The sequence below is a fragment of the Pseudomonas sp. 22072 genome (assembly GCF_052046095.1).
Lineage (GTDB): Bacteria > Pseudomonadota > Gammaproteobacteria > Pseudomonadales > Pseudomonadaceae > Aquipseudomonas > Aquipseudomonas paracarnis.
Genome location: NZ_JBQEQE010000001.1, coordinates 172,473 through 198,167, shown reverse-complemented (window position 1 = coordinate 198,167; position 25,695 = coordinate 172,473). Strand labels below are relative to the sequence as shown.

Here is a 25,695-nt window from a genome sequence, read left to right as displayed (position 1 = left end):
CGTCATCTTTTCGACACATTCCTGCAACTCCCCTCCGCTATACAGGTCGACTCGCTTGCCATAACAAGGTCGCCCAGCATGCCCCCGTCTCCTCAACGCCTCGCGCTCGCCATCACCCTGTTGGCCAGCGGTGGTTTCATCGAAGCAGCCGCAGCCAAAACCCTGCAGATCGACACGCCTACCCCCCAGGGGCAAACCTTGGGGGGCAGTGATACGTTGACCACGTCGGCGCCTGGCAGCATTACAACCTCTGTGGTGGCGGTGACGCTCAAGGACGGCACCCGCGGTGCGGGGGTGGTGGTGACTAACGCGGGCAAGCTGGTCTCCAGTGGCGGTCGGGGTATCGACAGTTCAGGAAGTGTCAGCGGGGAGCGCAGGTACAGCATTTACAACCTTGCCGGCGGGGTGATCCAAGGCGCCAATGATGCGTTGCGCATCAACAATAACTTTGCCAGCGGTAGCGTGCTGATCGACAACAGCGGCACCCTTCGCTCGGCCACCGGCCAAGGGCTGGACCTGGATGCGCTGCGCAGCAGCAACGTCACCACCACCATCATCAACCGTGCCGGTGGCTTGATTCGCGGGGTGGCCAGCGACGGCATGAAGACCGGCGCCAACGCCACTATCACTAACTACGGCGAGATTTCCACCGGCAACACCTTCTCCCGCGATGACAAGTTCGATGGCGTGGACGTCGACTCCGCCAGCGGCGTAACGGTCACCAATTACGGCATGATTTCCGGTGGCCGCCATGGCATCACCACGGACGAGGGCGCCACGCTGACCAACTACGGCACGGTGCTCGGCCGCAACGGCTCGGGCTTTGGTTCCGATGGCGACGGCACTGTGATCAACCACGGCACCATCACCGGCGCGTTCTCCGGGCTGCAACCGGATGGCGACGGTGACGGCGTGGACATCGACAAGATCGCCCATATCGAAAACTACGGCGTCATCCAGGGTGTCGGCGCCGGGGGTGCCGACAAGAACGGCTTTGCCAACGGCAGCGAAGGGATCGCCCTGGGCGGCGGCGCTATCTACAACGCCAAGGGCGCGCTGATCAGTGGAGCCAACAATGCCATCCTGGTGGACGACGGCAGCGACGGGCCGGGGCTTGCGACTACCACCCTGGAGAACCACGGCACGATTCAGGGCCTGGATGGCTTTGGTGTGAAGTTCGTCGGCAACTACGCCGACACAGTCATCAATAGCGGCACGATCAGTGCCAGCAATGGCCTGGCCCTGGACTTGGGCGGCGGTGACGACCACGTGATCTTGCGCAATGGCAGCCGCTTTATCGGCACAGTGGACGGCGGCAGCGGTTACGACCGACTGACCCTGGACGACGTCGCAGGGGGCAGTTTTGGCGACAGCCGCAACCTTGAATGGCTGGAGGTCAAGCAAGGCATCTGGACGTTGACCGGCCAGGGTGATTTCAGCGACGGCGGCGAGATTTCCAGCGGTGCCAAGCTGGTCAACCAAGGCGGCATTGCCGGTAATGTGACGGTCGATGCTGGCGGTGTGTATGCCGGCGGCGGCTCGGTGGGCAGCCTGCTGATGAACGGCACCCTGCAGACCAACACCGCATTGGGTACCGCCAGCATCAGCCGTGACTTGCGCATGGGCAGCGGCTCGACCCTCGCCTATGGCGTCAACGCCGACGGCAGTAGCGCACCGATCAAGGTCGGCGGCACCGCTTACCTTAATGGCGCGACCCTGGCGGTCAACCCCGGCGAAGGCACCTACCCGTGGCAAAGCCATTACAGCGTGCTGCAAGCCGGCAGCATCAACGGCACGTTTGGCAAGGTCACCAGCGACTACGCCTTCCTGACCCCAACCCTGGATTACAGCGCCACTCAGGTCGGCCTCACGTACACACGTAACGACATCGCCTTCAACCAGTTCGCCAGCACCGCCAACGGTGCCAGCGCCGCCAGCAGCCTGGCGGGCCTGGGCACGAACAATCCGCTGTACAACGCCCTGCTCAATACCACCACCGCCACAGCCGGTGCAGCCATCGAGCAACTGGCGGGCAGCAGCACTGCCAGCCTCACCAGCGCCACCCTCAATGCCAGTGCTCAAGTGGGCAACAGCATGCTCGCCGCCATGCACCAGGTGGGCGGCGATGCGGGACTGCTGGTGGGACTGGACGGCAAAGACACACCCGCACTGGCGGCCACCGGCGTACCCGCCGAGGTGCGCAACCTCAATGACCCGAACGCCCGCGGCCGCCTGTGGCTGCAAGGTATCGGCAGCTACGGCAAGCTCGACGGCGAGCACGGCAGTAACGGTTTGACCCAACGCACCAAGGGCACAGTGCTCGGTGCCGATTGGGCGCTGGACGGCGACTGGCGCCTGGGTGTGCTGGGGGGTTATTCCAAGACCGACCTGGACACCGCCGGTGTGGACGGCAGCGTCGACAGCTGGCACGCCGGCGTCTATGCCCTGCGCCAGAGTGGCCCACTGGCCTTGCGCCTGGGTGCTGCCTACAGCGGGCACCAAGGCGACAGTAAACGCACGGTGGCCTTCAACGGTTTTAACGACCGCCCCAAAGGCGACTATGACGCCAACAGCCAGCAGGCTTTTGCTGAACTGGGATACGCCCTTGGCGCAGGTCGCTTGAGCGCAGAGCCGTTCGCCAACCTCGGCTACCAGCGCTACCAGCGCGACGGCTATAACGAAAAAGGCGGCGCCGCTGCGTTACACGTCAAGGGCCAGACCCAGGACAACTTCAGCAGCACCTTCGGCCTGCGCCTGGTGCACCTGAGCCAGCTGGACAACGGCGTCAGCCTCACACCCCGCGCCAGCGTTGGCTGGAAGCACACCTATGGCGATGTCGACAGCACCACCGGCCAGGCTTTCCTGGCCGGGGGCACGGCGTTCAATGTGCAAGGCAGCGCCCTGGATCGGGACAGCCTGTTGCTGGAAGCGGGCCTGGACTTGGGTTTATCCGCCCGCCATCGCCTGGGCCTGGGCTATACAGGCGAAGTGGGCGGCAACAGCCGCAACCATGCACTGACCGGCCAATGGCAGATGAGTTTTTAATCGCACCGTACTAGAGACAACTCCCGCAAATCAGGGGTCGATGGCCTGACAGTTATCCCCCCCTCACCTCGCCTAAATTCCCGGCCTCATTAATCAAGAGGTTGGGACTGCATGCCATTCACCTTACAGCGACTCGTGCTCGTCATGTCCTTCGGGCTGGCCGCCAGCAGCATTCAATTTGCCCAAGCGCAGGGAAGCGTGGAACACGTGTTCGATCGGTCCGGGATCACAGAACTGACCGGGTCAATCAATCGTGACGGCGTCTTGCATCGCCTTTCGACAGACGCCCCCGTCGATTTTTACCTGGCCGAACACACAAACACTCGCAACGGCCAGCGCCTGGCCCTGGCCGTTGACGCGGCGGTCAAATCGCTACTTGAATCAGACAAACTCACCCCCTGGGACAGGTACGAACTGGGCAATATCGGCGAATACCTCAATAACCTCGCACCGGGGAAGGTCGCTCAGGCCCTCGAACAACTCGCGGGCAGCCAGAACGCCAACCTTGCCGCAGCCACCCAAATGAGCACGCAACAGGTCAGCGACACGCTGCTCTCGGTCCTGCGCGACCTGCCAGCAAACGTCGCAGACGATGCCGATGGCCGCATCTGGGTAAAAGGCCTCAGCCACAACGGCAAACTTGACGGCCAATATGGCAGCGTCGGGTTGCAGCAAAGCACCAAGGGCGTTGTTCTGGGCGCCGACTGGGCAGTCGATCACGCTTGGCGTGCCGGTGTGGTGGGAGGCAAATCCGAAAGCGAGTTTGAGCACAAGCGTTTCAAAGCAGCGCTCGACAGCTGGCATCTGGGCGCATACGCCGTACGCCAGGACGGCCCGCTGGCTCTGCGCCTGGGTGCCATCTACAGCAACCATGACGGGCAAAACAAACGCGGTGTCGATATCGACTTCTTGGGTTATCGCGAGCAACTCAAAGGCAAATACACGGCCCAAAGCCAAACCGTGTTTGGCGAAATGGGCTACCAGCTGGGCAAGGATACGTTAAGCGTCGAGCCGTTCGCAGGCTTGGGGTACCAGCGCTACCATCGTGAAGGTTTCAAGGAAAAAGGCGGCTTTGCGGCGTTGAATGTCGGTGCGCAAACCCAGCAAAACCTCAGCAGCACCCTGGGGCTTCGCTTGGGCAGCCTTTATCGTTTTGATAACAACATGAGCCTGTCCCCGCATTTGAGCACCCACTGGAAGCACCTCTACGGCGACGTGCAAAGCAGCGTGAAGCAATCTTCCCGACTGATTGACCTGACCGGAGAAAAGAGTGATTTCACCGTCGATGGCGTCTCGCTGAACCGCGACAGCCTGGCCCTGCGCACGGGGTTGGACATAGGCCTTTCTGCTCATCAGGCACTGAGCGTCGCGTACACCGCTGAGGTCGGCAGTAACAGCCGTAACCATGGGCTGGTAGGCGAATGGAAGATGGGGTTTTAAGACAGCAACTGAGGAAACTTCACGCTCAAGCCGGTTACAACGCCTGACATTAAGCCGGTGATTGTGCTCGCTACACTCCGGCCTCCTACACCGAAGAGGCCGGAAACCATGATCTCGCCATTCTCGTATATCCCTTCCATGGGCATGCTGTTTGCCCATGGCACCCAGTCCCTCGCCGCTGCCGTCACCCCGGCCACACCAGCAGAGCCACCTGCACACCCGCCAGCGTTGTCTGGCGAGCTCAAGACTGCCCATAGCCAACCGTCCAATGGCTTGCTCAATACCCATACCATCAAACTCATGACTACCCCAGGCTCAGCGAGCAGTCACGGTATGAATATCGACCACTTGGCCAAACTGACCCAAAGCGACGCCAACCTGGCTAACCCCCACCTCATGACAGCCGTTGAAATCGTCAACAGCCCGGATGTACAGATCAAGGCGCCTGTTCATGGCTTGGTCAGCTCCGGGCTCACCTCCGTCTGGCTGGATAACCGAGGGGGCATCACCGGTGCAACAGGCACGGGTGTGAAGCTGGACGGAAATAAAGCCGATGAAGTGACCAATCAGGGCGTTATCACCGGCGGCAACGGCGTAGCCCTCGACATGGGAGGCGGTGACGATCTGTTGATTATCAAGAAAGGCAGCCGTTTCAACGGCGAAGTGGATGGGGGCAGTGGCACCAATCAGGTGATTCTCGACGATGCTGAAGGAGGGACTTTTGAAGGGGCGACAAGAATGCAGCATCTGTGGGTCGGCAAAGGCTCCTGGGAGCTGACCGGTGCACTGCACGCCAACCGACAAGGCAAGGTGTTCAGCGACGCGACGTTGATCAACCGTAGTGGGATCAAGGGCACAATGGATATCGAGCCGGGCGCGAGCTACTCCGGCGGTAACGTCGACAATCTTAACGTAGCCGGCACCCTGCTGCTCGACCCCGCGATTACGGCGCGGACAAGGATCACCAATGATCTGAATCTGAAACCAGGATCGAGCGTGAATTTCAAAATCGGCGTGGATCAACAGCACTCCGTGCTGAACGTCGGCAACACATTAACGTTGGGGAACCCCACCCTGCACCTTGACGTACAGCCAGAGAGCGACGAGTTGCTCAAGCGCCAGCTACCCATCGCCAAAGCAACCACCATTGATGGGAGGTTCGGCGCCATCAGCAGTAACCTGACCACCCTGGAACCTGAATTGATCTACACCCCGAAGGGCATTTTTGTCGAATTCAAACGCAAGGAGAGCCCGGCAATCACCGCCTGATGGTCAAAAAATCAGCAAAAAAAAGGGGGCACATGCCCCCCCGAGGTTTAAGCGGTAGTTGGAAGGCTGAGTAATCAGCCTTCGATCTCGATCAGGATTTCCCCAGGGTTCACCCGGTCGCCCTTGGCCACATGAACAGCGGCGACCTTGCCGGCAATCGCTGCCTGCACTTCGGTCTCCATCTTCATGGCTTCGGTAATCAACACGGCCTGGCCGGCCTTGACCACGTCGCCGACCTTGACCAGCACATCGACGATATTGCCCGGCATCGCCGTGCTGACATGGCCCGGTTCGGTCGCGTGCTTGCGCTTGCTGCCGCCGCTGCTGACAAATTCGTTTAGCGGCTCGAACACCACTTCTTCCGGCATGCCGTCGATGGACAGGTAGAAGTGACGCTTGCCTTCGGCCTTTACACCGACACCGGTGATATCCACACGGTAGCTTTCGCCGTGCACGTCGATAACGAATTCGGTCGGTACACCTTCACCGCCAGCACGGGCCACGCCGCCCGCTTCCGGGATCGGCAACAACACTTCAGGGGCCAGGGTGCCGGCATCGCGTTCTTCGAGGAACTTGCGCCCGATATCCGGGAACATGGCGTAGGTCAGCACGTCTTCTTCGGACTTGGCCAATGCGCCGATTTCGCCACGCAGCTTGGTCATCTCCGGCTTGAGCAAGTCCGCCGGGCGCACGTCGATCACGTCTTCGCTGCCGATGGCCTGGCGGCGCAGTTTTTCGTTCACCGTGCCCGGCGCCTTGCCGTAACCGCCTTGCAGGTAGAGCTTCACTTCGTTGGTGATGGTTTTGTAGCGCTCGCCGGCCAATACGTTGAAGAACGCCTGGGTGCCAACGATCTGCGAGGTCGGCGTTACCAGTGGCGGGAAGCCGAGGTCTTCACGCACTCGTGGAATCTCGGCCAGCACTTCGCTCATGCGGTTCAGAGCGCCCTGCTCTTTGAGCTGGTTGGCCAGGTTGGAGATCATCCCGCCCGGCACCTGGTTGACTTGCACACGGGTGTCGACGGCGGTGAATTCGCTCTCGAACTGGTGGTACTTCTTGCGCACGGCGTAGAAGTACAGGCCGATCTCTTGCAGCAGTTCCAGATCGAGGCCGGTGTCGAACTCGCTGCCTTTAAGGGCTGCGACCATCGACTCGGTGCCCGGATGGCTGGTGCCCCAGGCAAAGCTGGAGATGGCCGTATCGATGTGGTCGGCACCGTTTTCGATGGCCTTGAGTTGGCACATCGCGGCCAGGCCGGCGGTGTCGTGTGAATGGATAAAGATCGGCAGGTTCTGCTCGGCTTTGAGTGCCTTGACCAGTTCGCCAGTGGCGTAGGGCGTGAGCAGGCCGGCCATGTCCTTGATCGCGATGGAGTCGCAGCCCATGGCTTCCAATTGCTTGGCCTGGGCCACGAACGCTTCCACGGTATGCACTGGGCTGGTGGTGTAGGCGATAGTGCCTTGTGCATGTTTGCCAGCGGCTTTCACCGCTTCAATGGCCACGCGCAGGTTACGCACGTCGTTCATTGCATCGAAAATGCGGAACACGTCGATACCGTTGACCGCCGCCTTGGCCACGAAGGCTTTGACCACGTCGTCGCTGTAATGGCGGTAGCCCAGCAGGTTCTGGCCGCGCAGCAGCATTTGCAGGCGCGTATTGGGCAGTGCGGCACGCAGTTGGCGCAGGCGCTCCCACGGGTCCTCCTTGAGGAAGCGCACACAGGCGTCGAAGGTCGCGCCGCCCCAGACTTCCAGAGACCAGTAGCCAACTTTGTCGAGCTTGTCGCAGATCGGCAGCATGTCGTCGGTGCGCATGCGGGTGGCCAGCAACGATTGGTGGGCGTCGCGCAGGATGGTGTCGGTTACGAAGATCTTCTTGCTCATTGTTATATTCCTCACAGGCCTGCGTGGGCGGCGATGGCGGCGGCGATGGCCAGGGCCAGCTCTTCGGGTTTGCGCTTGATCGAGTAGTTGGTCAGCTCAGGGTGGCTTTCCACAAAGCTTGTATTGAACTGGCCGCTACGGAATTCCGGGTTGCGCAGGATTTCCTGATAATAGGCGGCAGTGGTCTTCACGCCTTGCAGGCGCATGTCGTCCAGGGCACGCAGGCCGCGGTCCATGGCTTCTTCCCAGGTCAACGCCCACACCACCAGTTTCAGGCACATGGAGTCATAGAACGGCGGGATGGTGTAGCCGGTGTAGATCGCCGTGTCGGTACGCACGCCGGGGCCGCCAGGGGCGTAGTAACGGGTGATCTTGCCGAAGCTTGGGAGGAAGTTGTTCTTCGGGTCTTCAGCGTTGATACGAAACTGCAACGCGAAACCACGGTGCTGGATATCTTCCTGCTTGACCGACAACGGCAGGCCGGAGGCGATGCGGATTTGCTCGCGAACGATATCGATGCCGGTGATTTCTTCGGTGATGGTGTGTTCCACCTGCACCCGCGTGTTCATCTCCATGAAGTACACCTCGCCCTCGGCGAGCAGGAACTCCACGGTGCCGGCGTTCTCGTAGCCCACGGCCTTGGCGGCGCGCACCGACAGATCGCCGATGTAGGCGCGCTGTTCCGGGGTCAGTTGCGGGCTGGGGGCGATTTCGATCAGCTTCTGGTTGCGACGCTGGATCGAGCAGTCACGCTCGAACAGGTGCACCACGTTGCCAAAGCTGTCGCCGAGGATCTGCGCCTCGATGTGCTTGGGATTGACGATGCATTTTTCCAAGAACACTTCCGCCGAACCGAAGGCCTTGGTGGCTTCGGAAATCACGCGGGGAAAGGCTTGTTCAAGTTCTTCGCGACTGTTGCAACGACGAATGCCACGGCCGCCACCACCGGAGGTGGCCTTGAGCATCACCGGGTAACCGATACGGTCGCCTTCAGTGAGGGCTTCGTGGATGTCGGCAACGTTGCCTTCGGTGCCCGGCGTGACCGGCACACCGGCCTTGATCATGCTGCGGCGCGCTTCGGTCTTGTCGCCCATGCGGCGAATCACTTCTGCCGAGGGGCCGATGAACTTGATGCCGCGCTCGGCACAGATATCTGCCAATTCGGCGTTTTCCGACAGGAAGCCGTAGCCGGGGTGCAGCGCATCGCAGCCGGTTTCCACCGCCAGGTTCACCAGCTTGCGCGGGTTCAAGTAACCGGCCAGTGGCTCGGCACCGATGCTGTGGGCTTCGTCGGCACGCTTGACGTGCAACGCATGGCGGTCGGCGTCCGAATAAACCGCGACCGAGCGAATGCCCATCTCGGCGCAGGCACGCACAATTCGTACGGCAATTTCACCACGGTTGGCGATCAGGATCTTTTTTATCACTTGGAAATTCCCTTGAGCCGATTTGCGTGCTTCGACCCGTTGCAGCCGGGCCGGCGCGTGACCAAATGTTTCATGACAGTCGCGAGACACACACTATGCGCACAGGAGAATTAACAAAAATCAATAATTATTGGGTTGTGTATAAGTAAAGACTTATAGTTGGCCGGAACACCAAGGGGCCGAGGCTTTATAAAATGCGTAAGTCATTGATGCGTATGACATTGCGTCAATTGCAGATCTTCAATGAAGTGTGTGATTTGCGTTCCTACAGCCGTGCCGCCGAGGAAATGTCCCTCACCCAACCGGCGGTCAGCCTGCAAATTCGCCAGCTGGAAGAACTGATCGGCCAACCGCTGTTCGACTATGTCGGCAAAAAACTCTACATGACCGAGGCCGCCGAAGCTTTGCAACGGGCCAGCCGCGACATCTTTGGGCGCCTGGAAAACCTCGATATGCAGCTGTCGGACATGCAGGGTTCACTGCAAGGCCAACTGAAACTGGCGGTGGAGTCCAGCGCCAAGTATTTCGTGCCGCACCTGTTCGCCGCCTTCAAGCGCCAGCATCCGGAAGTGCAATTGCAGCTCACGGTGGTCAACCGTGCCCAGGTGATCCGCCGACTCTCGGACAACCGCGACGACCTGGTGATCATGTCCATGGTGCCCCAGGACATGGGCCTGGAATTCCTGCCGTTTCTCAACAATCCGATTGTCGCCGTGGCGCTGCCAGATCATCCGTTGAGCCTGCAAGGGCCACTGCGCTTGCAGGACCTGGAGCCTTATACCCTGCTCATCCGCGAGCCGGGCTCTGGCACGCGACTGGCCTGCGAGGAATACTTCAAGGAAAAACGCGTGCACTTCACCCAGACGGTGGAAGTGGCCTCGGCCGAGGCGCAGCGTGAATGTGTGAGTGCAGGGTTGGGCGTGGCATTGCTGACGCGCCACGCCTTGAACCTGGAGCTGGCCACCGGCGGGCTCAAGGAGCTGCCGGTGGAAGAACTGCCGCTGTACCGCAGTTGGTGCCTGGTACAGGCCAAGGCTAAACGCCTGTCACCGGTGGCCCATGCGTTCCTGGGCTTTATTCGCAGCGAACGGGTGCAGATCAGCGCGCTGGCTGAGCGTTTCGCTGGGCAGCCACGGGTGCCTGCCAATGCAGTTCCGGGTAGTCACTGATGCTCTGGAGCAACTGGCGCTCCTCGCAACGGTCTTCGATGGCGCGACGGAACGCCATGCGGCGCTGGTCTTCCTGCTGACGACGGGTCTTGACGGTGCTGTTGCTGTCTTCGTAGGGCCGGGTCATTTGGAGTCTCCCAATGCGAGTACGGGGAGTACAGGATGGGCGCGGGGGATGACGGTTTGGCGGCGCGGGGATTACAGGATGATGAATCTTGCGAAATTGACGCAAACTCCCTGTGGGAGCTGGTTTGCTGTGGCGAGCAAGCTTGCTTGCCCTGGGGTGCGAAGCGCCCCCAAAAAGCCGGAGACTGCTGCGCAGTCAGCGGGAGCAAGCTCCCTCGCCACAGCAAGCCAGCCCCCACACTTTGACCGAGTATGGCCTGGGCTTAGTCGTCGAGGGCTTTGACGGATTTTGGCGAGAGGCGAAGGCTGCGCAAACTGCGCTTCACGCTCTTGAGGTGGTTGACCAGGCTCGGGCCACGGGCCATGGCCACGCCCATCGCCAACACGTCGATGACCACCAGGTGGGCAATGCGCGAGGTCAGCGGCGTATAGATTTCGGTGTCTTCATGCACGTCGATCGCCAGGTTCACCGTGGACAACTCCGCCAATGGCGTCTGGCTCGGGCACAGGGTAATCAACGACGCGCCGCTCTCACGCACCAGGTTGGCGGTGATCAGCAGGTCTTTGGAACGACCTGATTGGGAAATGCAGATGGCCACGTCAGTGGGCTTCAAGGTCACCGCCGACATCGCCTGCATGTGCGGGTCGCTGTAGGCCGCGGCGGTCAGCAGCAGGCGGAAGAACTTGTGCTGGGCATCGGCCGCCACCGCGCCGGACGCACCGAAGCCGTAGAACTCGACGCGCTGGGCCTGGGACATTGCGGTCACGGCCTTTTGCAGCTCCACCGGGTCGAGCTTCTCACGCACTTCCATCAAGGTGTGCAAGGTGGTGTCGAAGATTTTCAGGCTGTAGTCGGCGACGGAGTCGTCTTCATGGATTGCAAACTGGCCGAAGCTCGCCCCGGCAGCCAGGCTTTGCGCCAGCTTGAGCTTGAGGTCCTGAAAGCCGGAGCAACCAATGGCGCGGCAGAAGCGCACGATGGTCGGCTCGCTGATGCCCACGCTGTGGGCCAGGTCGGCCATGGAACTGTGCATCACAGCCGCAGGGTCAAGCAGCACATGATCGGCAACCTTGAGTTCCGATTTGCGTAACAGGTGGCGCGACTGGGCGATATGTTGCAACAGGTTCAAAGGGCAGGACTCTTGTTATTGGCAGGCGCCAGGGATGTAGCAAGCTTGTAGTTATACTACAAGAATTGTCGTTTTGCCCGTTAGATGCATCACTAAATCGCCCTGCTCCCCTCTGATTCAGCGGGCAGCCGCTATGTAGCCATAAAGGCGGCCTACGCTGCGTTAAGAAAAATCTGCGTTTTTGCGTAACAAATCCGCCAGCCCTTCGGCCCTCATGGGCGGGCTGATCAGGTAACCCTGTACCTCGTCACACTGCTCACCGCGCAGGAAATCCAGCTGCTGCTGATCCTCCACTCCTTCGGCCACTACCTTGAGCGCCAACCCGTGGGCCATGGCGATGATCGCACGGGTGATGGCCGCATCCTCGCGCCCCTGGCCAAGCCCCCGGATAAAGGCTTGGTCGATTTTTACGTAGTCCACCGGGATACGCTTGAGGTAGCTGAGGGACGAATAACCGGTGCCAAAGTCGTCGATGGCCAGCTTCACCCCCAGGTCGCGCAATTGCTGGAAGGTGGCGATGATGTGTTCAACGCTGTCGAGCAACTGGCTTTCGGTCAGTTCCAGCTCCAGGTACTGCGGGTCCAGTGCGGTTTCCTCCAGCACTTGGCGCACCAGGCTGACCAGCTTGCCCTGGCGCAGCTGATGCACCGACAGGTTGACCGACACGCGAATCGGCGCCAGCCCCTGACGCTGCCATTCGCAGGCCTGCCAGCAGGCCTGGCGCAGCACAAATTCGCCCAACGGCACGATCAAGCCGGTTTCTTCCGCCAAACCGATAAAGTCACTCGGCGGCACCATGCCCCATTGCGGATGCTCCCAGCGGACCAACGCCTCGGCAGCCTTCAGCTTGCCAGTGACCAGGCACAGCTTGGGTTGGTAAAACACCGTGAGCTGACGCTCGTCGATGGCTTTGCGCAGGTGGTTTTCCAGCTGCAAACGCTCCAGGGTGCTGGCTTGCAGGCTGTCGGTGAAGAACTGGAAATTATTCCCGCCCAAATGCTTGGCGTGCTGCATCGCCATATTCGCCTGGCTGACCAGTGCAGAAATCTCCCGTGCGTTATCAGGCAGCAGGCTGACGCCCATAGAGGCGCTTACCACCAGCTCATGGCCCTCCACGTTCACCGGCACGCGCAGCTTCGCCAGCAACCGGGTCGCCACCCGCGCCAGGCTGGATAAGTTGCCATAGGCGTCAAACAGTACGGCGAACTCATCACCGGACAGGCGCGCAATGGTGTCGGCCTCCGGCAGCGCGTTGATCAAGCGCCGCGCCATTTTCTGCAGCAGTTGGTCGGCCACTTCATGGCCCAGGCTGTCATTGAGCAATTTGAAGCGGTCGAGGTTGATATGCAGCAGCGCGAGGCTGCGACCGCCTTGGCGCACCCGCTGGTGAGCTTCGCGCAGCCGTTCGCGAAACAGCGAGCGGTTGGCCAGGCCGGTCAACTCGTCGTAGTGGGTGAGGTAGCGCATGCGCTCTTCCGACTCGCGCCGGGCGGACAGATCGGCGAAGAATCCTACGATATGACTGACGTTCCCCCGTACATCACGCACCACATTTAGCTGTAGCCATTGCGGGTACAGTTCGCCGTTCTTGCGCGTCTCCACCAATTCGCCCTGCCAGGTGCCGTGGCTGAGCAATGCCTGGCGGATCAGCGGGAAGTGGCGCCGCGCATCGCGACTGCTGGGCAGTTCCACGACGTTGCGGCCAAGCATGTCGTCGATGTCGAAACCGGTGACGCGGCTGAACGCCTGGTTCACGGCGATCAGCGCGTAGTTCGGGTCGAGGATCACAATGCCTTCGCTGGCCGCCTCGAACACCGTCGAAGCCAGGCGTTGCTGCTCCTCCACCGCCTTGCCGGCGCTGATGTCGCGGCGCGTGCCCAGCATACGGATGACGCGGCCACTGGGCGCGCGCTCCACGGCGCGCCCGCGGTCTTCGATCCACACCCAATGCCCATCGCCATGACGTATCCGGTACTCCACCTGATAGTCCTCGCTGCGGCCTTTGAGATGCTCTACCAGCGCGTGCTTGAGCAGTGGCAGATCGTCGGGGTGCAGGCGCGGTTTGAGGTGGCTGAGCATCGCCGTGACGTATTCGGGCTCCAGGCCAAACAACTCCTTGAGTTGCGTGTGGTGGACCTCGTCGGTTTGCAGGTTCCAGTCCCACAGGCCCAGTTCACTGGCTTGCAGGGCCATGGCCAGGCGCGCTTCGCTTTTACTCAAGGCGAGGCTGGCAGCATCCAATTGCTGGCTGCGTTGCGCCACACGATCTTGCAGACCGACCTGGGCTTCACGCAAGTTCTGCTCCACCTCGCGGCGCTGCTCGACTTCGCGCACCAGGTCCTGATTCAACTGCTCACTGCGTTGCTGCGCCTGCTGTAAATGCTCGATCAGGGCCTGGTTCTGGAAACGGCGCAACAACCCGCGCTGGATCAGGCGGTTGACCTGCCACGCGACCAGGCTCAGGGACGCCAGCAGGATCAGCCCGAGCACGCCCCAGCCTTTTTGCTGCGGTGTGCCATTCCAGAACAGGTAGACGATGGCCGGCACCAGGCACGGCAAGGCAAACGACAGGTAGGCCCAAAAGCTCACGGCATAGGCCACGCTGGCCGACAAGGTGGCGGCGCCGATCAGGCCAAACACCCAGGCCTGATGCATGAAGCTGTCCGTGGGCACCAGGGCAATGGCCGCAACGGAGAGGGTCAGGCCACTGACCGCCGAGCCGAGCATGAACATACGGCGCCACACGGGCTGGGCCTGCCGGCTGGGCATGGCCGAATCAAAGGCTGCCACTTGAATCACGCGCATCGCCACCAGGGCAAGCAGCCAGAGCAGCCAGACGCTGTCCAGCAGGTACTGATTGGGGTTCCACAGCAACCAGGCGCAGACCAGGCCGTTGACCAGCATCAGCAGCGTCGGCAGCAACGAACCTTGATACAGCAGGCGCGTGCGCTCAACCGCGATTTCGGTTGCATAGTGTTTACGGATGACCTGTGCCGGGGCCGGCGAGGGGCCAAACAGGTCGGTGCTAAGGGTCATAGGCGGTGTTCTTATAATGGTGAGCCCGAAACGTCGACGGAGCATACACAAGCAAGCGCCTGGGCCAAACTGCTACAAGTCATAAAAAACCTCCTGCGATTGGCCGCAAACCTTTGGCCCAGACCGCTTGAGCAAGACACGGCATGGGCTGCGGGCGATGACCAACCGGTCATCACCCCCGTCAGAATGTTCGCCCGTCGATAGCTTGCAGGCGTTTTGCATCGACCATCCGGCATTGGGATTTGCCCAGGCCCCCCAAGGCCCATAGAATGCGTCGATGCGCGATGATCTCTCTCTTTTGCTGAACTCCCTCAACGATGCCCAACGCCAGGCCGTAGCGGCCCCCGTTGGCCGTCAGTTGGTCCTGGCCGGTGCTGGCTCCGGTAAAACCCGAGTGCTGGTGCACCGTATCGCCTGGTTGATCCAGGTCGAAAACGCGTCCCCGCATTCCATCCTGTCGGTGACCTTCACCAACAAGGCCGCTGCCGAGATGCGTCATCGCATCGAGCAGTTGATGGGCATCAGCCCGGCGGGCATGTGGGTGGGCACCTTCCACGGCCTGGCGCACCGCCTGTTGCGGGCGCATTGGCAGGAAGCCGGCCTGAGCCAGACCTTCCAGATTCTCGACAGCGACGACCAGCAACGCCTGGTCAAGCGCGTGATCCGCGAACTGGGCCTGGACGAACAACGCTGGCCGGCGCGCCAGGCACAGTGGTTTATCAACGGCCAGAAAGACGAGGGCCTGCGCCCGCAACATATCCAAGCCAGCGGCGACCTGTTCCTGGCCACCATGCGCAGCATTTATGAGGCCTATGAAGCGGCCTGCGTGCGCGCTGGCGTCATCGACTTCTCCGAACTGCTGCTGCGTGCCCTCGACCTGTGGCGCGACAACCCCGGTTTGCTGGCCCATTACCAGAAACGCTTCCGCCATATCCTGGTGGACGAGTTTCAGGACACCAACGCCGTGCAGTACGCCTGGTTGCGTCTACTGGCCAAGGGCGGTGACAGCCTGATGGTGGTGGGCGATGACGACCAGTCGATCTACGGCTGGCGTGGCGCGAAAATCGAGAACATCTACCAGTATTCCGAAGACTTCCCGGACGCGGTGACCATCCGCCTGGAGCAGAATTACCGCTCCACCGCCGGGATCCTCAAGGCGGCCAACGCCTTGATCGCCAACAACACCGGGCGCCTGGGCAAAGAGCTGTGGACCGACGGCGGCGAAGGCGAAGCGATCAACCTGTACGCGGCGTTCAATGAGCACGATGAAGCGCGCTACGTGGTCGAAACCATTGAAAGCGCACTGAAAACCGGCCTGGCCCGCAGCGATATCGCGATTCTGTACCGTTCCAACGCCCAATCGCGGGTGCTGGAAGAGGCCTTGCTGCGCGAGCGCATCCCGTACCGCATCTACGGCGGCCAGCGCTTCTTCGAACGTGCAGAAATCAAGAACGCCATGGCCTACCTGCGCTTGCTGGAAGGCCGGGGTAACGATGCAGCGCTGGAGCGGGTGATCAACATCCCGGCGCGTGGCATTGGCGAGAAAACCGTCGAAGCGATCCGCGACCATGCGCGCCATGCCGATGTGTCGATGTGGGAAGCCATGCGCTTGCTGATCGCCAACAAAGGCCTGACTGGCCGTGCTGCGGGGGCGTTGGGGGTGTTTGTCGAGCTGATCGAGAACCTGGCCGCCAAGTGCGCAGAGATGCCCCTGCACCTGATGACTCAGACCGTGATCGAGCAGTCCGGGCTGATCGCCTATCACGAAGCGGAAAAAGGCGAGAAAGGCCAGGCCCGGGTAGAAAACCTTGAGGAACTGGTCAGCGCCGCCCGCGCGTTCGAAAACACCGAGGACGACGAAGAGCTGACGCCGCTCGCCGCCTTCCTGGGCCACGCCTCGCTGGAAGCCGGCGATACCCAGGCCGACGAGCATGAAGACAGTATCCAACTGATGACCTTGCACAGCGCCAAAGGCCTGGAATTCCCTTATGTGTTCCTGGTGGGCATGGAAGAAGGCCTGTTCCCTCACAAGATGAGCCTGGAAGAACCCGGCCGCCTTGAAGAAGAACGCCGCCTGGCCTACGTGGGCATTACCCGGGCGATGCAGAACCTGGTGATGACCTACGCCGAGACCCGACGCCTGTATGGCAGCGAAACCTACAACAAGGTGTCGCGCTTCGTACGTGAGGTGCCGAAGGGGCTGATCCAGGAAGTACGCTTGTCCAACAGCGTCAGCCGCCCGTTCGGCGGTGGCCAGCAACAGAACTCCAGCAGCATGTTTGCCGGTTCCGAAATACCGGAAACCCCGTTCAGCCTGGGCCAGCAGGTCAAGCATGCGATCTTCGGCGAAGGCGTGATCCTCAACTTCGAAGGCGCAGGCGCCCAGGCGCGGGTGCAGGTGAACTTCGCCGAGGGCAGCAAGTGGCTGATGATGGGTTACGCCAAGCTCGAAGCGGTCTGAGCTGATCACCTGTGGCCATAGATTGCTTCCGCTGGCGTGCGCAGCGCGCCCGTTTTTTGGGGCTGCTGCGCAGCCCAGCGGGAGCAATCTCTGGCCACAATAAGCCCACCATCATGAAACACTGCGTAACATGAAGATTATTGGCCCAGCCTTGTTTTAGAGGCGTGCGGGCCAATATCTGTAATTGGTCCTACAGACCCTTCGGATTTGGTCTTACGCAAAAGCCCGAAACATTATGCCGCTAGCCACTGCCACGACACCTGTGCAACATGGCGCGCGTGCAATCCACAAATGGGAATTCCCTATATGAAACGTTTTCTTAGCATCGCCATGGCGTTGTGCATCGGCCTGACGATGAGCCTCGACGCCAACGCCAAACGCTTCGGTGGCGGCAAAAGCTCGGGCGCGGCACCGACTCACCAGACCAGCCAAATGGCTCCATCCGCCGGTGCCGGCGGTGCTGCGGCTACTGCAGGCGCAGCCGGTGCCGCTGGCGCTGCTGCCAAGGCCGGCGGTGCTTCGCGTTGGCTGGGCCCACTGGCCGGCATCGCCGCCGGTGGCCTGCTTGCGTCCATGTTCATGGGCGACGGCTTCCAGGGCATGCAGATCTTCGACATCCTGATCATGGGCGTCATCGCCTTTTTGGTCTTCCGCTTTATCGCCGCCCGTCGCCGCAAGCAGCAGGAGCACCTGGCTCCAGCCGGCGCGCCGATGCAGCGTGAAGCGTTCGAACAGAAGCCTGCCATGGGTTCGATCTTCGGTGGTTCGGCAGCCCCTGCCGCCCGTCCGGTGATCAACGCACCGGCTTGGTTCAACGAAGAGCGTTTCGTCGAAGCGGCCCGCAGCCACTTCCAGTCCCTGCAACAGCACTGGGACGCCAACGAAATGGACAAGATCTCCGAGTTCGTGACCCCGCAGTTGCTGGAGTTCCTCAAGCGCGAACGTGCCGAGATCGGTGACGCCTTCCAGTCGACCTACATCGACGACCTGCGCGTACAGCTCGATGGCGTGGATGATCGTGCCGACAAGACTATCGCCACCCTGACCTTCAGCGGCGTGTCGAAGTCCTCGCGCTTCGACCAGGGCGAAGTGTTCAGCGAAAGCTGGAATATGGAACGCGCCCAGGGCGACGACCAGCCATGGCTGGTCGCCGGTATCCGCCAGAACGGCTAATACCTGCGCGTTTGAGCAAGCGGTAACAAAAACCCCGGACATGTCCGGGGTTTTCTATTTCACGGTTGCACTTATAGCGAGCTACTGTATAAAACGCCCCTATAAACCGCGCCATCTAGCAAGAGGATCCCGGCCGTGGAAGAAATCATCGAACAACTGCGTGAAGCCAACGAACCGGTCCCGGTTCCTTTGGAGCTGCCTGACGAAGACCTGCTGGTGGAAATCGAGGAACAACTGTTCATCGACATCCCCTTTGTCTTCCGTGAATTCCTGCTGACCGTCAGTGACGTGGTCTACGGCAGCCTGGAGCCGGTGACCGTCACCGACCCACAGTCCCACACTTACCTGCCAGACGTTGCGGCCAACGCCTGGGATGCCGGTGTTGACCGCAGCCTGATCCCTATCTGCCAGGACGGCGACGACTACTATTGCGTCGAAGAAGACGGCACCGTCGTGCTGTGGTCCGGTGAGGAAGAACTGGTTACTGAAGAAACCTGGGAATCGGTGTGGCACTGGGCACGGGACGTCTGGCTGGAAAGCTGAGTCCCCTGACCTCTGGCAACCGGCTTTTGTGGCGAGGGAGCTTGCTCCCGCTGGGCGGCAAAGCAGCCCCCGCCAACGCCAGTCAGTGTTCCGTATCCTTGTGGTTATCCAGCGTCTCCAGCAACGCAACCTGCATCCGCGTATGCACACGGATAAACCAGCGCCAGAGCACTGCAGCCACCGCCGCCGTGACCACGGCAATCAACACCAGCAACTTGTTGGTCGGCAGAATACTGGCCGACAAGGCTGCCAATAGCAGGAAGATCACCAGCAGCGACAAGAGGGGGATCAGCTCCGCAATCACCCTTCGCACACGTTGGGTATGCCTCCCGGCCATTTCTGGTTTCACGCTCATCTCCGCCAGCAGCATCGACAGCGCCTTGAGCTTGCGATACGCCGCAATCAGAAACGGCAACGACACCAGCAGCGCCCCGCCCCAGATCAACGCCTTCTGCCAACTCTGATCGCTGACCCAGCCCTCGAGATACCCACCGATGCGCTCCGCGAAAAAGCTGCCGGCAAAGAAGATCGCGATCACCAACGCCAGGTTTACCCCGACCTGCAGGATGATCTTGCGGATCATCGCGGCCAACATCGCCCCCTCGCCCTGAGGCTGAATGCTGCGCAACCATTCGCCATACATGCCGAACACTCGGCTCATACGCTTGGGCATTACCGCCGCGATCTTCAATGACAGCGGGTCCGCGCCACGAATCAGGTAGGGCGTGAGCAGCGTGGTGATCGCCGAAACGGCCACCGCCACTGGGTACAGAAAGTCGCTGGTGACCTGCAGGGTCATCCCCAGCGCTGCGATGATGAAAGAAAACTCGCCAATTTGTGACAGCCCCATACCCACCCGCAGCGAGGTGCGACCATCGTTGCCGGCGATAAACGCGCCCAGCCCGCAAGACAGCATCTTGCCCAACACCACGGCCACGGTGATCACCGCAATGGGCCAGGCGTATTGCAGCAGGATCTGCGGGTCGATCATCAAGCCAATCGCCACGAAGAAAATCGCGCTGAACATGTCGCGAACGGGTTCGATCAGGCGTTCGATCTTAATCAACTGCCGGGATTCAGCCATGATCGCGCCGATCAAAAAGGCCCCGAGCACCATGCTGTATTCCAACTTCACCACCAGCAGGCAGAAACCAAAGCACAGCCCCAATACCGTGATCAGCAGCATCTCGTTGCTTTCAAACTTGGCCACATAAGCCAGCAGGCGCGGCACCAGCAAAATACCAATCACCAGCGCAACGATCATGAACAGCGAGAGCTTGCCGACAGTGGAGAACACCTCGCCGGAGCTGACCGTGCCACTCACGGCGATGCTCGACAGCAAGGCAATGATGCCGATACCCAGGATGTCCTCCACAATCAGCACACCGAAAATCAGCTGGGCGAACCGCTGGTCTTTCATCTTCAGGTCGTTGAGAGCCTTGACGATAATGGTGGTCGAGGAGATTGCCAGGATCGCGCCGAGGAACAGCGAGTCCATGGTGCTCCAGTCGAACCAGCGGCCGATCTCGTAGCCGATCCAGATCATCAGTACGATTTCCAGGAACGCCGCGATAAACGCCGTGGCCCCGACTTTGAATAGCTTGCGCAGGCTGAATTCCAGGCCCAGGCAGAACATCAGGAAGATGACCCCCAGCTCCGCCAGGGTCTTGATCGTGTCTTCATCGTGGATCAGGCCAAACGGCGGAGTGTGGGGGCCGATAATGAAGCCGGCGACGATGTAGCCCAACACCACCGGCTGCTTGAAGCGGTGAAACAGGATGGTGACCACCCCTGCCACCAGCATGATCACGGCCAAGTCCTGGATAAAGCTGATGGCGTGCATGGCGAGGGGCTCCTTGAGGGTGCCGGCGCTTTTCCCACTTCCGGCCTCGCCTTTGAAGGGTCGGAAAAGTCTGCCTTGATCGTAAGAAAAGCCCTGAGAAGGGCTTTTGAAGGGTAACACCGCGACTTCTGCTGGAAAGCCGGTGCAATATATGGAAACAGATCGCTGCGCGCGTGACGGCGAGCCGCCTGACGGCGTCCCGTTAGGGATGGCGCTGCAAAGACTTTGAGTACCCGCAGAGGTGCCTCCCCCCAACCAATGCCTACAACCCGTGAGTGTGCTATGGAACCCGGAAACGCCCAGCTGTCGATGACGGTACTGATGACCCCTGACATGGCCAACTTCTCTGGCAATGTGCACGGCGGCACGCTGCTCAAGTACCTCGACGAAGTGGCCTATGCCTGCGCCAGCCGTTATGCCGGTCGTTATGTGGTCACGCTGTCAGTAGATCAGGTGATCTTTCGCGAGCCGATTCATGTCGGTGAGCTGGTGACCTTCCTGGCGTCAGTCAACTACACCGGCAATACGTCGATGGAAGTGGGCATCAAGGTGGTGACCGAGAATATCCGTGAACGCTCGGTGCGCCATACCAACAGCTGCTTCTTCACCATGGTGGCCGTGGACGACCAGCGCAAACCTGCCGCCGTACCGCCGTTGCAGCCGCAGAACAGCGAAGACAAGCGCCGCTTTGTGCAGGCTCAGCAGCGTCGGCAGATTCGTCAGGAACTGGAAAAGCGCTACCGGGAGATCAAAGCCGACGCGCCGTAAACTCCAAGCGGCGACTCAACTCAAAAACGTGTGGGAGCGGGCTTGCCCGCGATAGCAGTGGTTCAGTCGACATCGCTTTGACCGAGACTCCGCCATCGCGGGCAAGCCCGCTCCCACATTGGATTCTGTGTCATTACAGGCTGATCGGTATGGCTTCGAAGCGCACACGAGGGTGGGCAATACGGTCCTGCGCCCGCACCAGTTCCAGTTCATAACTGGCGCAGGCCTGGGTTTCCAGCAGCACTTCATGCACGGCCGCGGCGGTGAATTCAAAGGCAGCCACCAGGCTATCACCCAACAGCACCCGCGCCAGAAACAGGCCCGACGTCAGGTCGCCCACGCCCACTGGCTGGCGCGGAAACGCCAGCAGGGGCCGGCGCAAGTGCCAACTGCCCTCAGCTGTCACCAGCAGCATTTCAAAACCTTCTGGCAGTTTGCCTGGGTAATCCAGGTGCTTGACCAACACCGCCTTGGGCCCGCGCGCCAGCAAGGCCTTGGCCATCGCCAGGCAATCGAACAGCGATTGCGGCTTGCGCCCGGCAAAACTGTCCAGCTCCAGTTGGTTGGGGCACAGGAAGTCCGCCATGGCGGCGGCTTCATCCAAAAGGAAATCGCTGACCTCCTGCGGCACGATGCAACCCTTTTCCGGGTGGCCCATCACCGGGTCGCACAGGTACAGCGCCTTGGGGTTGATCGCCTTGATGCGCGCCACACCGCTGAGGATGGCGCGGCCCTGGTCGGCACTGCCCAGGTAACCGGACAGCACCGCATCACAGTTGCCCAGCTCGCCAATCGCGGCAATACCCTCCACCAGCGCAGGAATTTGCTGCGGCGCCAGCACTTCGCCCGCCCACTGTCCATACTGTGTGTGGTTGGAGAACTGCACCGTGTTGAGCGGCCAGACGTTCACCCCGACCCGCTGCATGGGGAACACGGCGGCGCTGTTTCCGGCGTGGCCGAAGACCACATGAGACTGGATCGCAAGCAGGTGAGGTGTACGTTTCATGCGGGAGATTTCCGTAAAACCGTTGAATTTCTGGCCGAGCAGTATGCGACTAAACGCAGCCTGTACGACAGACCGGCGACACAGTTAAGCTGCGCTCACTTTGTTGGAGTTCATGGAATGCTGACCCTGGGAAACATCTTCGTCTTGATGCTGCTGGCCACCGGCGCCGCCTGGGTTTGGCACAACCACGGCCTGCGTGAACGGGCGCTGGCGCGGGTCAAGCAGCATTGCGCCAAGCTCGATATCGAGCTGCTTGACGGTGCCGTGGCGCTCAAACGCATCGGTTTCGTCAAGGATGCCAATGGCCGCCGACGCCTGGCGCGCATCTATAATTTCGAGTTCACGGTGACCGGCGAAACCCGGCATGCTGGGGTCATCACCCAATTCGGCGCCCACAGCGCGCAGATCGAACTGGCGCCCTACCCGTTCGAAACCAAGGAGCCGCTGCCCAGCGCCGAGATCATCGAATTGAGCCAGTGGCGCCAGGACCACGCCAGCAAGAAACATCAGTAACGGCAGGCTGCCAGGGCGCTTTGCAATGCGGCCACGTTCTGTGGTGCGCTGAAGATCAACTCAACACGTGAATCGCGCCGCCAAGCGCTGGGTTGCCAGTGCAGTGGGCTGTTATCTACAGCGTTGGCAGACACCCAACCCTCAACGCTGTGGATAACCAATTTGGCACGGCGCCAGCCCAAACTCGATAGCCACTGATGCAGACGGCTGACATCGAATCGCTGGCTTGGGTGCCAGCGCCAGCCGATGCTCCAGCCGCCCTCCTGGCTCTGACTCAGACAGATCGGCAGCCCCGGGTCGCTCCAGATCGCCGGCATTTGCCCCACCGCTTCAGGCACGCCGAGATTATCCACCGCTACTTGGGCCTGCGCTTTCAAACCGGGCAACCGGTCGAGTGGCAGTTGCGCCTGGCGTGTCCAATGGAGCGGGCAATCGGGTAATTGCGCTTCAATCGCCTGACGTTGCACCGCAGTCAGCGTCTCGTCCTTGTTCAACACCAGCAGACCGGCACTGGCTAACGCTTCCTGTTGTGCTTGCGGCAACGGCCTGCCCGCCGCCAACGCCTGGGCATCGAGTACCAGCACGCAAGGCTGCACGGCCAGCACGTCTTGCCATGGTGCGTGCCGCAGTTGCTTGAGCAATTGCGCCGGATGGCCCAAGCCTGAGGGCTCGATAAACAAGCGGTCCGGCTTAGCCTTACGCAACAAGCGGCCCAGCCCTACCTGGAACGGTGCACCGTTCACACAACACAAACAGCCGCCTGCCACCTCGCCCAGGGCGATACCGTCATCGTCTTGTGTGAGTAAGGCTGCGTCCAGGCCGATCTGGCCGAACTCGTTGATTAGCACCGCCCAGCGCTCGTTGGCCGGGCGCTGGGCAAGCAGGTGCTTGATCAGGCTGGTCTTGCCGGCGCCCAGTGGCCCAGCAATCACATGGGTAGGAATGTTCTGCAACATGAGAGGCATCGTTCAGGCCGTGTAGAGCGTTTGATCCTACGCGGTTATGCCAGCCAATCCAGCGTCAGAATCAACCGTCGCTCATCGGCCTTGAGCACTGGCGAGCGGTGGATCAGCCCATGTCCTTCATTGCCGTGCCATTTGGTGCCTTTAAGCAGCGCCACTTCACCGCAATGGATCTGCTCGATGCGCTCAGTGGGCTCGGCATCCGCCTGGCTCAATGTGCGCCGGTCCATAACGCCTTCGCGCAACCATTGGCTACCGATACCGGCGTAGGTGGTGATCAGCCGAACCGGCACGTGATCGACGTGAAAACGCGGGCACATGGCCTTGTCCAACAGCCGTAAGCGTACGCCGATGCGCTTGGCGCCCAGCAGGCAGGCGAATGCACTGACCAGCCACGTCACATCGGCGATAAACCCATCGTAGCCTTCAAGATCGCGACAGCTGGACGCCAAACCTTGCAAGTTCGGCACGGAGTCTTCGCTAGTCAACTCGACCACCAAGGACTCGGCCAACGATTCATTGAGCGCCACCAGCAAAGCGCCAAACTCGGCGATATGCAGGGGCAATTGGCGCTGCCAGATCGCCAGGTTGACGCCATCATTGAGGATGTCGGACAGCGCCAGCGGCGTTTCTCCACAGCTTTGGCGGATGACAGGGCGCAGGGGAATGACCGGGGCCAGCATCAGGCGACCTGCTCGTACCAAGGGCCAAACGGGTCGGGTAGCTGGCGCCAACCTTCGACACCCAGGGCCATTTCTTCATCGGTGAGCAAGCAGGCGTCCAACTCGGTACGCATCTGGGCAAAGTCGATGTTTTGCCCGATAAACACCAGTTCCTGACGGCAGTCACCCGTGCTCAACTGCCAGTTAGCCATGATCGCCGCCACGCTTTCTTCGTCCTGAGGCCACTGGCTTTTCGGCACAAAGCGCCACCAACGCCCGGCAAACCCATGGCGCATCAACCCGCCCGCCTGGGACCAACTGCCCGCATCCTGATGTTTGCTGGCCAACCAGAAGAAACCCTTGGAGCGCAACAGCTTGCCGTTGACCCAGGGGCGGTCGATAAAGTCGAAAAACCGCTGTGGATGGAATGGCCGGCGCGCACGGTAAGCAGTGGACGCTATGCCGTATTCTTCGGTTTCCGGCACATGCTCACCGCGCAATTCCTGCAACCAGCCCGGGGCCTGGGCGGCGCGTTCGAAGTCGAAACGGCCAGTGTTGAGGATTTTGTTCAGCGGCACTTCGCCCATAACCATCGGGATGATTTCCGCCTGGGCGTTGAGGCGCTCGAGGATGGCCATCAGTTCTTCGCGCTCACTCCTGCTGATCAGGTCGATCTTGCTGATCAGGATGACGTCGGCGAATTCGATCTGTTCGATCAACAGGTCGGTGATGGAACGTTCATCCTCCTCACCGAGGGTTTCGCCCCGTGAAGCCAGGCTTTCGGCGGCCTGGTAGTCGAGCAGGAAATTCATACCGTCGACCACAGTGACCATCGTGTCCAAGCGTGCAATGTCGGCCAGGCTTTGCTCGTTTTCATCGCGAAAAGTGAAGGTTTCGGCCACGGGCAAAGGTTCGGAAATACCGGTGGATTCGATCAGCAGGTAATCGAAACGACCTTCTTTGGCGAGTTTTCCCACCTCCTCAAGCAAGTCTTCACGCAAGGTGCAGCAGATGCAGCCATTGCTCATCTCCACCAGCTTTTCTTCCGAACGATTGAGCGTGACATCACGCTGCACCTCGCTGCCGTCGATGTTGATTTCGCTCATGTCGTTGACGATCACCGCCACTCGCAGGTTGTCGCGGTTGCGCAGGACATAGTTGAGCAGCGTGCTTTTACCGGCACCGAGAAAGCCGGACAACACGGTCACAGGGAGACGATTGGGCATCAGGTATTCCTCA

The 25,695-nt window shown here is 60.8% G+C and carries 19 protein-coding genes; 9 read left to right on the top strand and 10 right to left on the bottom strand.

The genetic code is table 11. The features are described 5' to 3' along the window. Nucleotides 1-78 precede the first annotated feature (78 nt). The 3 genes from ACTJLA_RS00915 (at nucleotide 79) to ACTJLA_RS00905 (ending at nucleotide 5,754) form a co-directional block, all read left to right on the top strand. A complete protein-coding gene (locus tag ACTJLA_RS00915) occupies nucleotides 79-3,045 on the top strand; it encodes an autotransporter outer membrane beta-barrel domain-containing protein (RefSeq protein ID WP_440840612.1) in 2,967 nt (988 codons plus the stop codon). A 144-nt stretch (nucleotides 3,046-3,189) separates the two neighbouring features. Continuing rightward, nucleotides 3,190-4,485 carry an autotransporter outer membrane beta-barrel domain-containing protein gene (locus tag ACTJLA_RS00910; protein ID WP_232241578.1) on the top strand — a complete coding sequence of 432 codons (1,296 nt, stop codon included), beginning with the start codon at nucleotides 3,190-3,192 and terminating at the stop codon, nucleotides 4,483-4,485. Between the two features lie 333 nt (nucleotides 4,486-4,818). Next, nucleotides 4,819-5,754 (top strand): hypothetical protein, encoded by a 936-nt coding sequence (locus tag ACTJLA_RS00905; RefSeq protein WP_440840611.1) that lies wholly within the window; start codon nucleotides 4,819-4,821, stop codon nucleotides 5,752-5,754. Nucleotides 5,755-5,828: 74 nt separating this feature from the next. On the opposite strand, the gene oadA is transcribed toward ACTJLA_RS00905, so the two are convergent. Both oadA and ACTJLA_RS00895 read right to left on the bottom strand, forming a co-directional pair. Next, a complete protein-coding gene (oadA, locus tag ACTJLA_RS00900; protein WP_034129149.1) occupies nucleotides 5,829-7,637 on the bottom strand; it encodes a sodium-extruding oxaloacetate decarboxylase subunit alpha in 1,809 nt (602 codons plus the stop codon). An 11-nt stretch (nucleotides 7,638-7,648) separates the two neighbouring features. After that, entirely contained in the window at nucleotides 7,649-9,064 is a 1,416-nt protein-coding gene (locus tag ACTJLA_RS00895; RefSeq protein ID WP_003195732.1) for an acetyl-CoA carboxylase biotin carboxylase subunit, read from the bottom strand. A 194-nt stretch (nucleotides 9,065-9,258) separates the two neighbouring features. Here ACTJLA_RS00895 and ACTJLA_RS00890 point away from each other — a divergent pair, with 194 nt between their 5' ends. Beyond that, nucleotides 9,259-10,233 carry a LysR family transcriptional regulator gene (locus ACTJLA_RS00890; RefSeq protein ID WP_034129151.1) on the top strand — a complete coding sequence of 325 codons (975 nt, stop codon included), beginning with the start codon at nucleotides 9,259-9,261 and terminating at the stop codon, nucleotides 10,231-10,233. Here ACTJLA_RS00890 and ACTJLA_RS00885 read toward each other — a convergent pair. From ACTJLA_RS00885 to ACTJLA_RS00875, 3 genes are all read right to left on the bottom strand, one after another. Next, nucleotides 10,163-10,360 (bottom strand): PA3496 family putative envelope integrity protein, encoded by a 198-nt coding sequence (locus ACTJLA_RS00885; protein ID WP_073526287.1) that lies wholly within the window; start codon nucleotides 10,358-10,360, stop codon nucleotides 10,163-10,165. The genes ACTJLA_RS00890 and ACTJLA_RS00885 overlap by 71 nt on opposite strands. Nucleotides 10,361-10,622: 262 nt before the next feature. After that, entirely contained in the window at nucleotides 10,623-11,489 is an 867-nt protein-coding gene (gene hexR, locus ACTJLA_RS00880) for a transcriptional regulator HexR (protein ID WP_003177007.1), read from the bottom strand. A 162-nt stretch (nucleotides 11,490-11,651) separates the two neighbouring features. After that, nucleotides 11,652-14,525, bottom strand: coding sequence for an EAL domain-containing protein (locus ACTJLA_RS00875; protein WP_034129153.1), 2,874 nt, complete (start codon nucleotides 14,523-14,525; stop codon nucleotides 11,652-11,654). Between the two features lie 277 nt (nucleotides 14,526-14,802). On the opposite strand from ACTJLA_RS00875, the gene uvrD reads away from it, so the two are divergent. The 3 genes from uvrD to ACTJLA_RS00860 all read left to right on the top strand — a co-directional run bounded on the left by uvrD (nucleotide 14,803) and on the right by ACTJLA_RS00860 (nucleotide 18,702). Then, nucleotides 14,803-16,986 (top strand): DNA helicase II, encoded by a 2,184-nt coding sequence (uvrD, locus tag ACTJLA_RS00870; protein WP_014720554.1) that lies wholly within the window; start codon nucleotides 14,803-14,805, stop codon nucleotides 16,984-16,986. Between the two features lie 306 nt (nucleotides 16,987-17,292). After that, nucleotides 17,293-18,159 (top strand): Tim44 domain-containing protein, encoded by an 867-nt coding sequence (locus ACTJLA_RS00865; RefSeq protein WP_003195740.1) that lies wholly within the window; start codon nucleotides 17,293-17,295, stop codon nucleotides 18,157-18,159. Between the two features lie 135 nt (nucleotides 18,160-18,294). Continuing rightward, nucleotides 18,295-18,702, top strand: a complete 408-nt coding sequence (locus ACTJLA_RS00860) for an SMI1/KNR4 family protein (RefSeq protein ID WP_034129154.1) — start codon at nucleotides 18,295-18,297, stop codon at nucleotides 18,700-18,702. Nucleotides 18,703-18,784: 82 nt separating this feature from the next. On the opposite strand, the gene ACTJLA_RS00855 is transcribed toward ACTJLA_RS00860, so the two are convergent. Continuing rightward, entirely contained in the window at nucleotides 18,785-20,545 is a 1,761-nt protein-coding gene (locus ACTJLA_RS00855) for a cation:proton antiporter (protein WP_057975224.1), read from the bottom strand. Nucleotides 20,546-20,827: 282 nt separating this feature from the next. Here ACTJLA_RS00855 and ACTJLA_RS00850 point away from each other — a divergent pair, with 282 nt between their 5' ends. Next, entirely contained in the window at nucleotides 20,828-21,313 is a 486-nt protein-coding gene (locus ACTJLA_RS00850) for an acyl-CoA thioesterase (protein WP_003195747.1), read from the top strand. A 133-nt stretch (nucleotides 21,314-21,446) separates the two neighbouring features. Here ACTJLA_RS00850 and pdxY read toward each other — a convergent pair whose 3' ends face one another. Next, on the bottom strand, nucleotides 21,447-22,319 hold the full coding sequence (gene pdxY, locus ACTJLA_RS00845; RefSeq protein ID WP_181124443.1) for a pyridoxal kinase PdxY: 873 nt from the start codon (nucleotides 22,317-22,319) through the stop codon (nucleotides 21,447-21,449). A gap of 117 nt (nucleotides 22,320-22,436) precedes the next feature. On the opposite strand from pdxY, the gene ACTJLA_RS00840 reads away from it, so the two are divergent. After that, nucleotides 22,437-22,832, top strand: a complete 396-nt coding sequence (locus tag ACTJLA_RS00840) for a DUF3301 domain-containing protein (protein WP_003195752.1) — start codon at nucleotides 22,437-22,439, stop codon at nucleotides 22,830-22,832. Here ACTJLA_RS00840 and ACTJLA_RS00835 read toward each other — a convergent pair. Genes ACTJLA_RS00835 through zigA form a run of 3 tightly spaced genes read right to left on the bottom strand, consistent with a single transcriptional unit; the run spans nucleotide 22,826 to nucleotide 25,682 of the window. Further along, nucleotides 22,826-23,788: a CobW family GTP-binding protein gene (locus tag ACTJLA_RS00835; RefSeq protein ID WP_259038991.1), complete on the bottom strand. Its 963-nt coding sequence runs from the start codon at nucleotides 23,786-23,788 to the stop codon at nucleotides 22,826-22,828. The two genes, ACTJLA_RS00840 and ACTJLA_RS00835, sit on opposite strands and share 7 nt — an antisense overlap. 44 nt (nucleotides 23,789-23,832) lie before the next feature. Continuing rightward, nucleotides 23,833-24,477, bottom strand: a complete 645-nt coding sequence (locus ACTJLA_RS00830; protein WP_440840610.1) for a DUF1826 domain-containing protein — start codon at nucleotides 24,475-24,477, stop codon at nucleotides 23,833-23,835. Further along, complete coding sequence (zigA, locus tag ACTJLA_RS00825; protein WP_440840609.1) at nucleotides 24,477-25,682, bottom strand: zinc metallochaperone GTPase ZigA; 1,206 nt, start codon at nucleotides 25,680-25,682, stop codon at nucleotides 24,477-24,479. The genes ACTJLA_RS00830 and zigA overlap by 1 nt, the downstream gene beginning before the upstream one ends. Between the last annotated feature and the right edge of the window lie 13 nt (nucleotides 25,683-25,695).

Coding starts and splice junctions, on each gene's coding strand:
- ACTJLA_RS00915 (WP_440840612.1), top strand. CDS start 79: ATGCCCCCGTCTCCTCAACGCCTCGCGCTCGCCATCACCCTGTTGGCC.
- ACTJLA_RS00910 (WP_232241578.1), top strand. CDS start 3,190: ATGTCCTTCGGGCTGGCCGCCAGCAGCATTCAATTTGCCCAAGCGCAG.
- ACTJLA_RS00905 (WP_440840611.1), top strand. CDS start 4,819: ATGAATATCGACCACTTGGCCAAACTGACCCAAAGCGACGCCAACCTG.
- oadA (WP_034129149.1), bottom strand. CDS start 7,637: ATGAGCAAGAAGATCTTCGTAACCGACACCATCCTGCGCGACGCCCAC.
- ACTJLA_RS00890 (WP_034129151.1), top strand. CDS start 9,259: ATGCGTAAGTCATTGATGCGTATGACATTGCGTCAATTGCAGATCTTC.
- ACTJLA_RS00885 (WP_073526287.1), bottom strand. CDS start 10,360: ATGACCCGGCCCTACGAAGACAGCAACAGCACCGTCAAGACCCGTCGT.
- ACTJLA_RS00875 (WP_034129153.1), bottom strand. CDS start 14,525: ATGACCCTTAGCACCGACCTGTTTGGCCCCTCGCCGGCCCCGGCACAG.
- uvrD (WP_014720554.1), top strand. CDS start 14,803: ATGCGCGATGATCTCTCTCTTTTGCTGAACTCCCTCAACGATGCCCAA.
- ACTJLA_RS00865 (WP_003195740.1), top strand. CDS start 17,293: ATGAAACGTTTTCTTAGCATCGCCATGGCGTTGTGCATCGGCCTGACG.
- ACTJLA_RS00855 (WP_057975224.1), bottom strand. CDS start 20,545: ATGCACGCCATCAGCTTTATCCAGGACTTGGCCGTGATCATGCTGGTG.
- ACTJLA_RS00850 (WP_003195747.1), top strand. CDS start 20,828: ATGGAACCCGGAAACGCCCAGCTGTCGATGACGGTACTGATGACCCCT.
- pdxY (WP_181124443.1), bottom strand. CDS start 22,319: ATGAAACGTACACCTCACCTGCTTGCGATCCAGTCTCATGTGGTCTTC.
- ACTJLA_RS00840 (WP_003195752.1), top strand. CDS start 22,437: ATGCTGACCCTGGGAAACATCTTCGTCTTGATGCTGCTGGCCACCGGC.
- ACTJLA_RS00835 (WP_259038991.1), bottom strand. CDS start 23,788: ATGTTGCAGAACATTCCTACCCATGTGATTGCTGGGCCACTGGGCGCC.
- ACTJLA_RS00830 (WP_440840610.1), bottom strand. CDS start 24,477: ATGCTGGCCCCGGTCATTCCCCTGCGCCCTGTCATCCGCCAAAGCTGT.
- zigA (WP_440840609.1), bottom strand. CDS start 25,682: ATGCCCAATCGTCTCCCTGTGACCGTGTTGTCCGGCTTTCTCGGTGCC.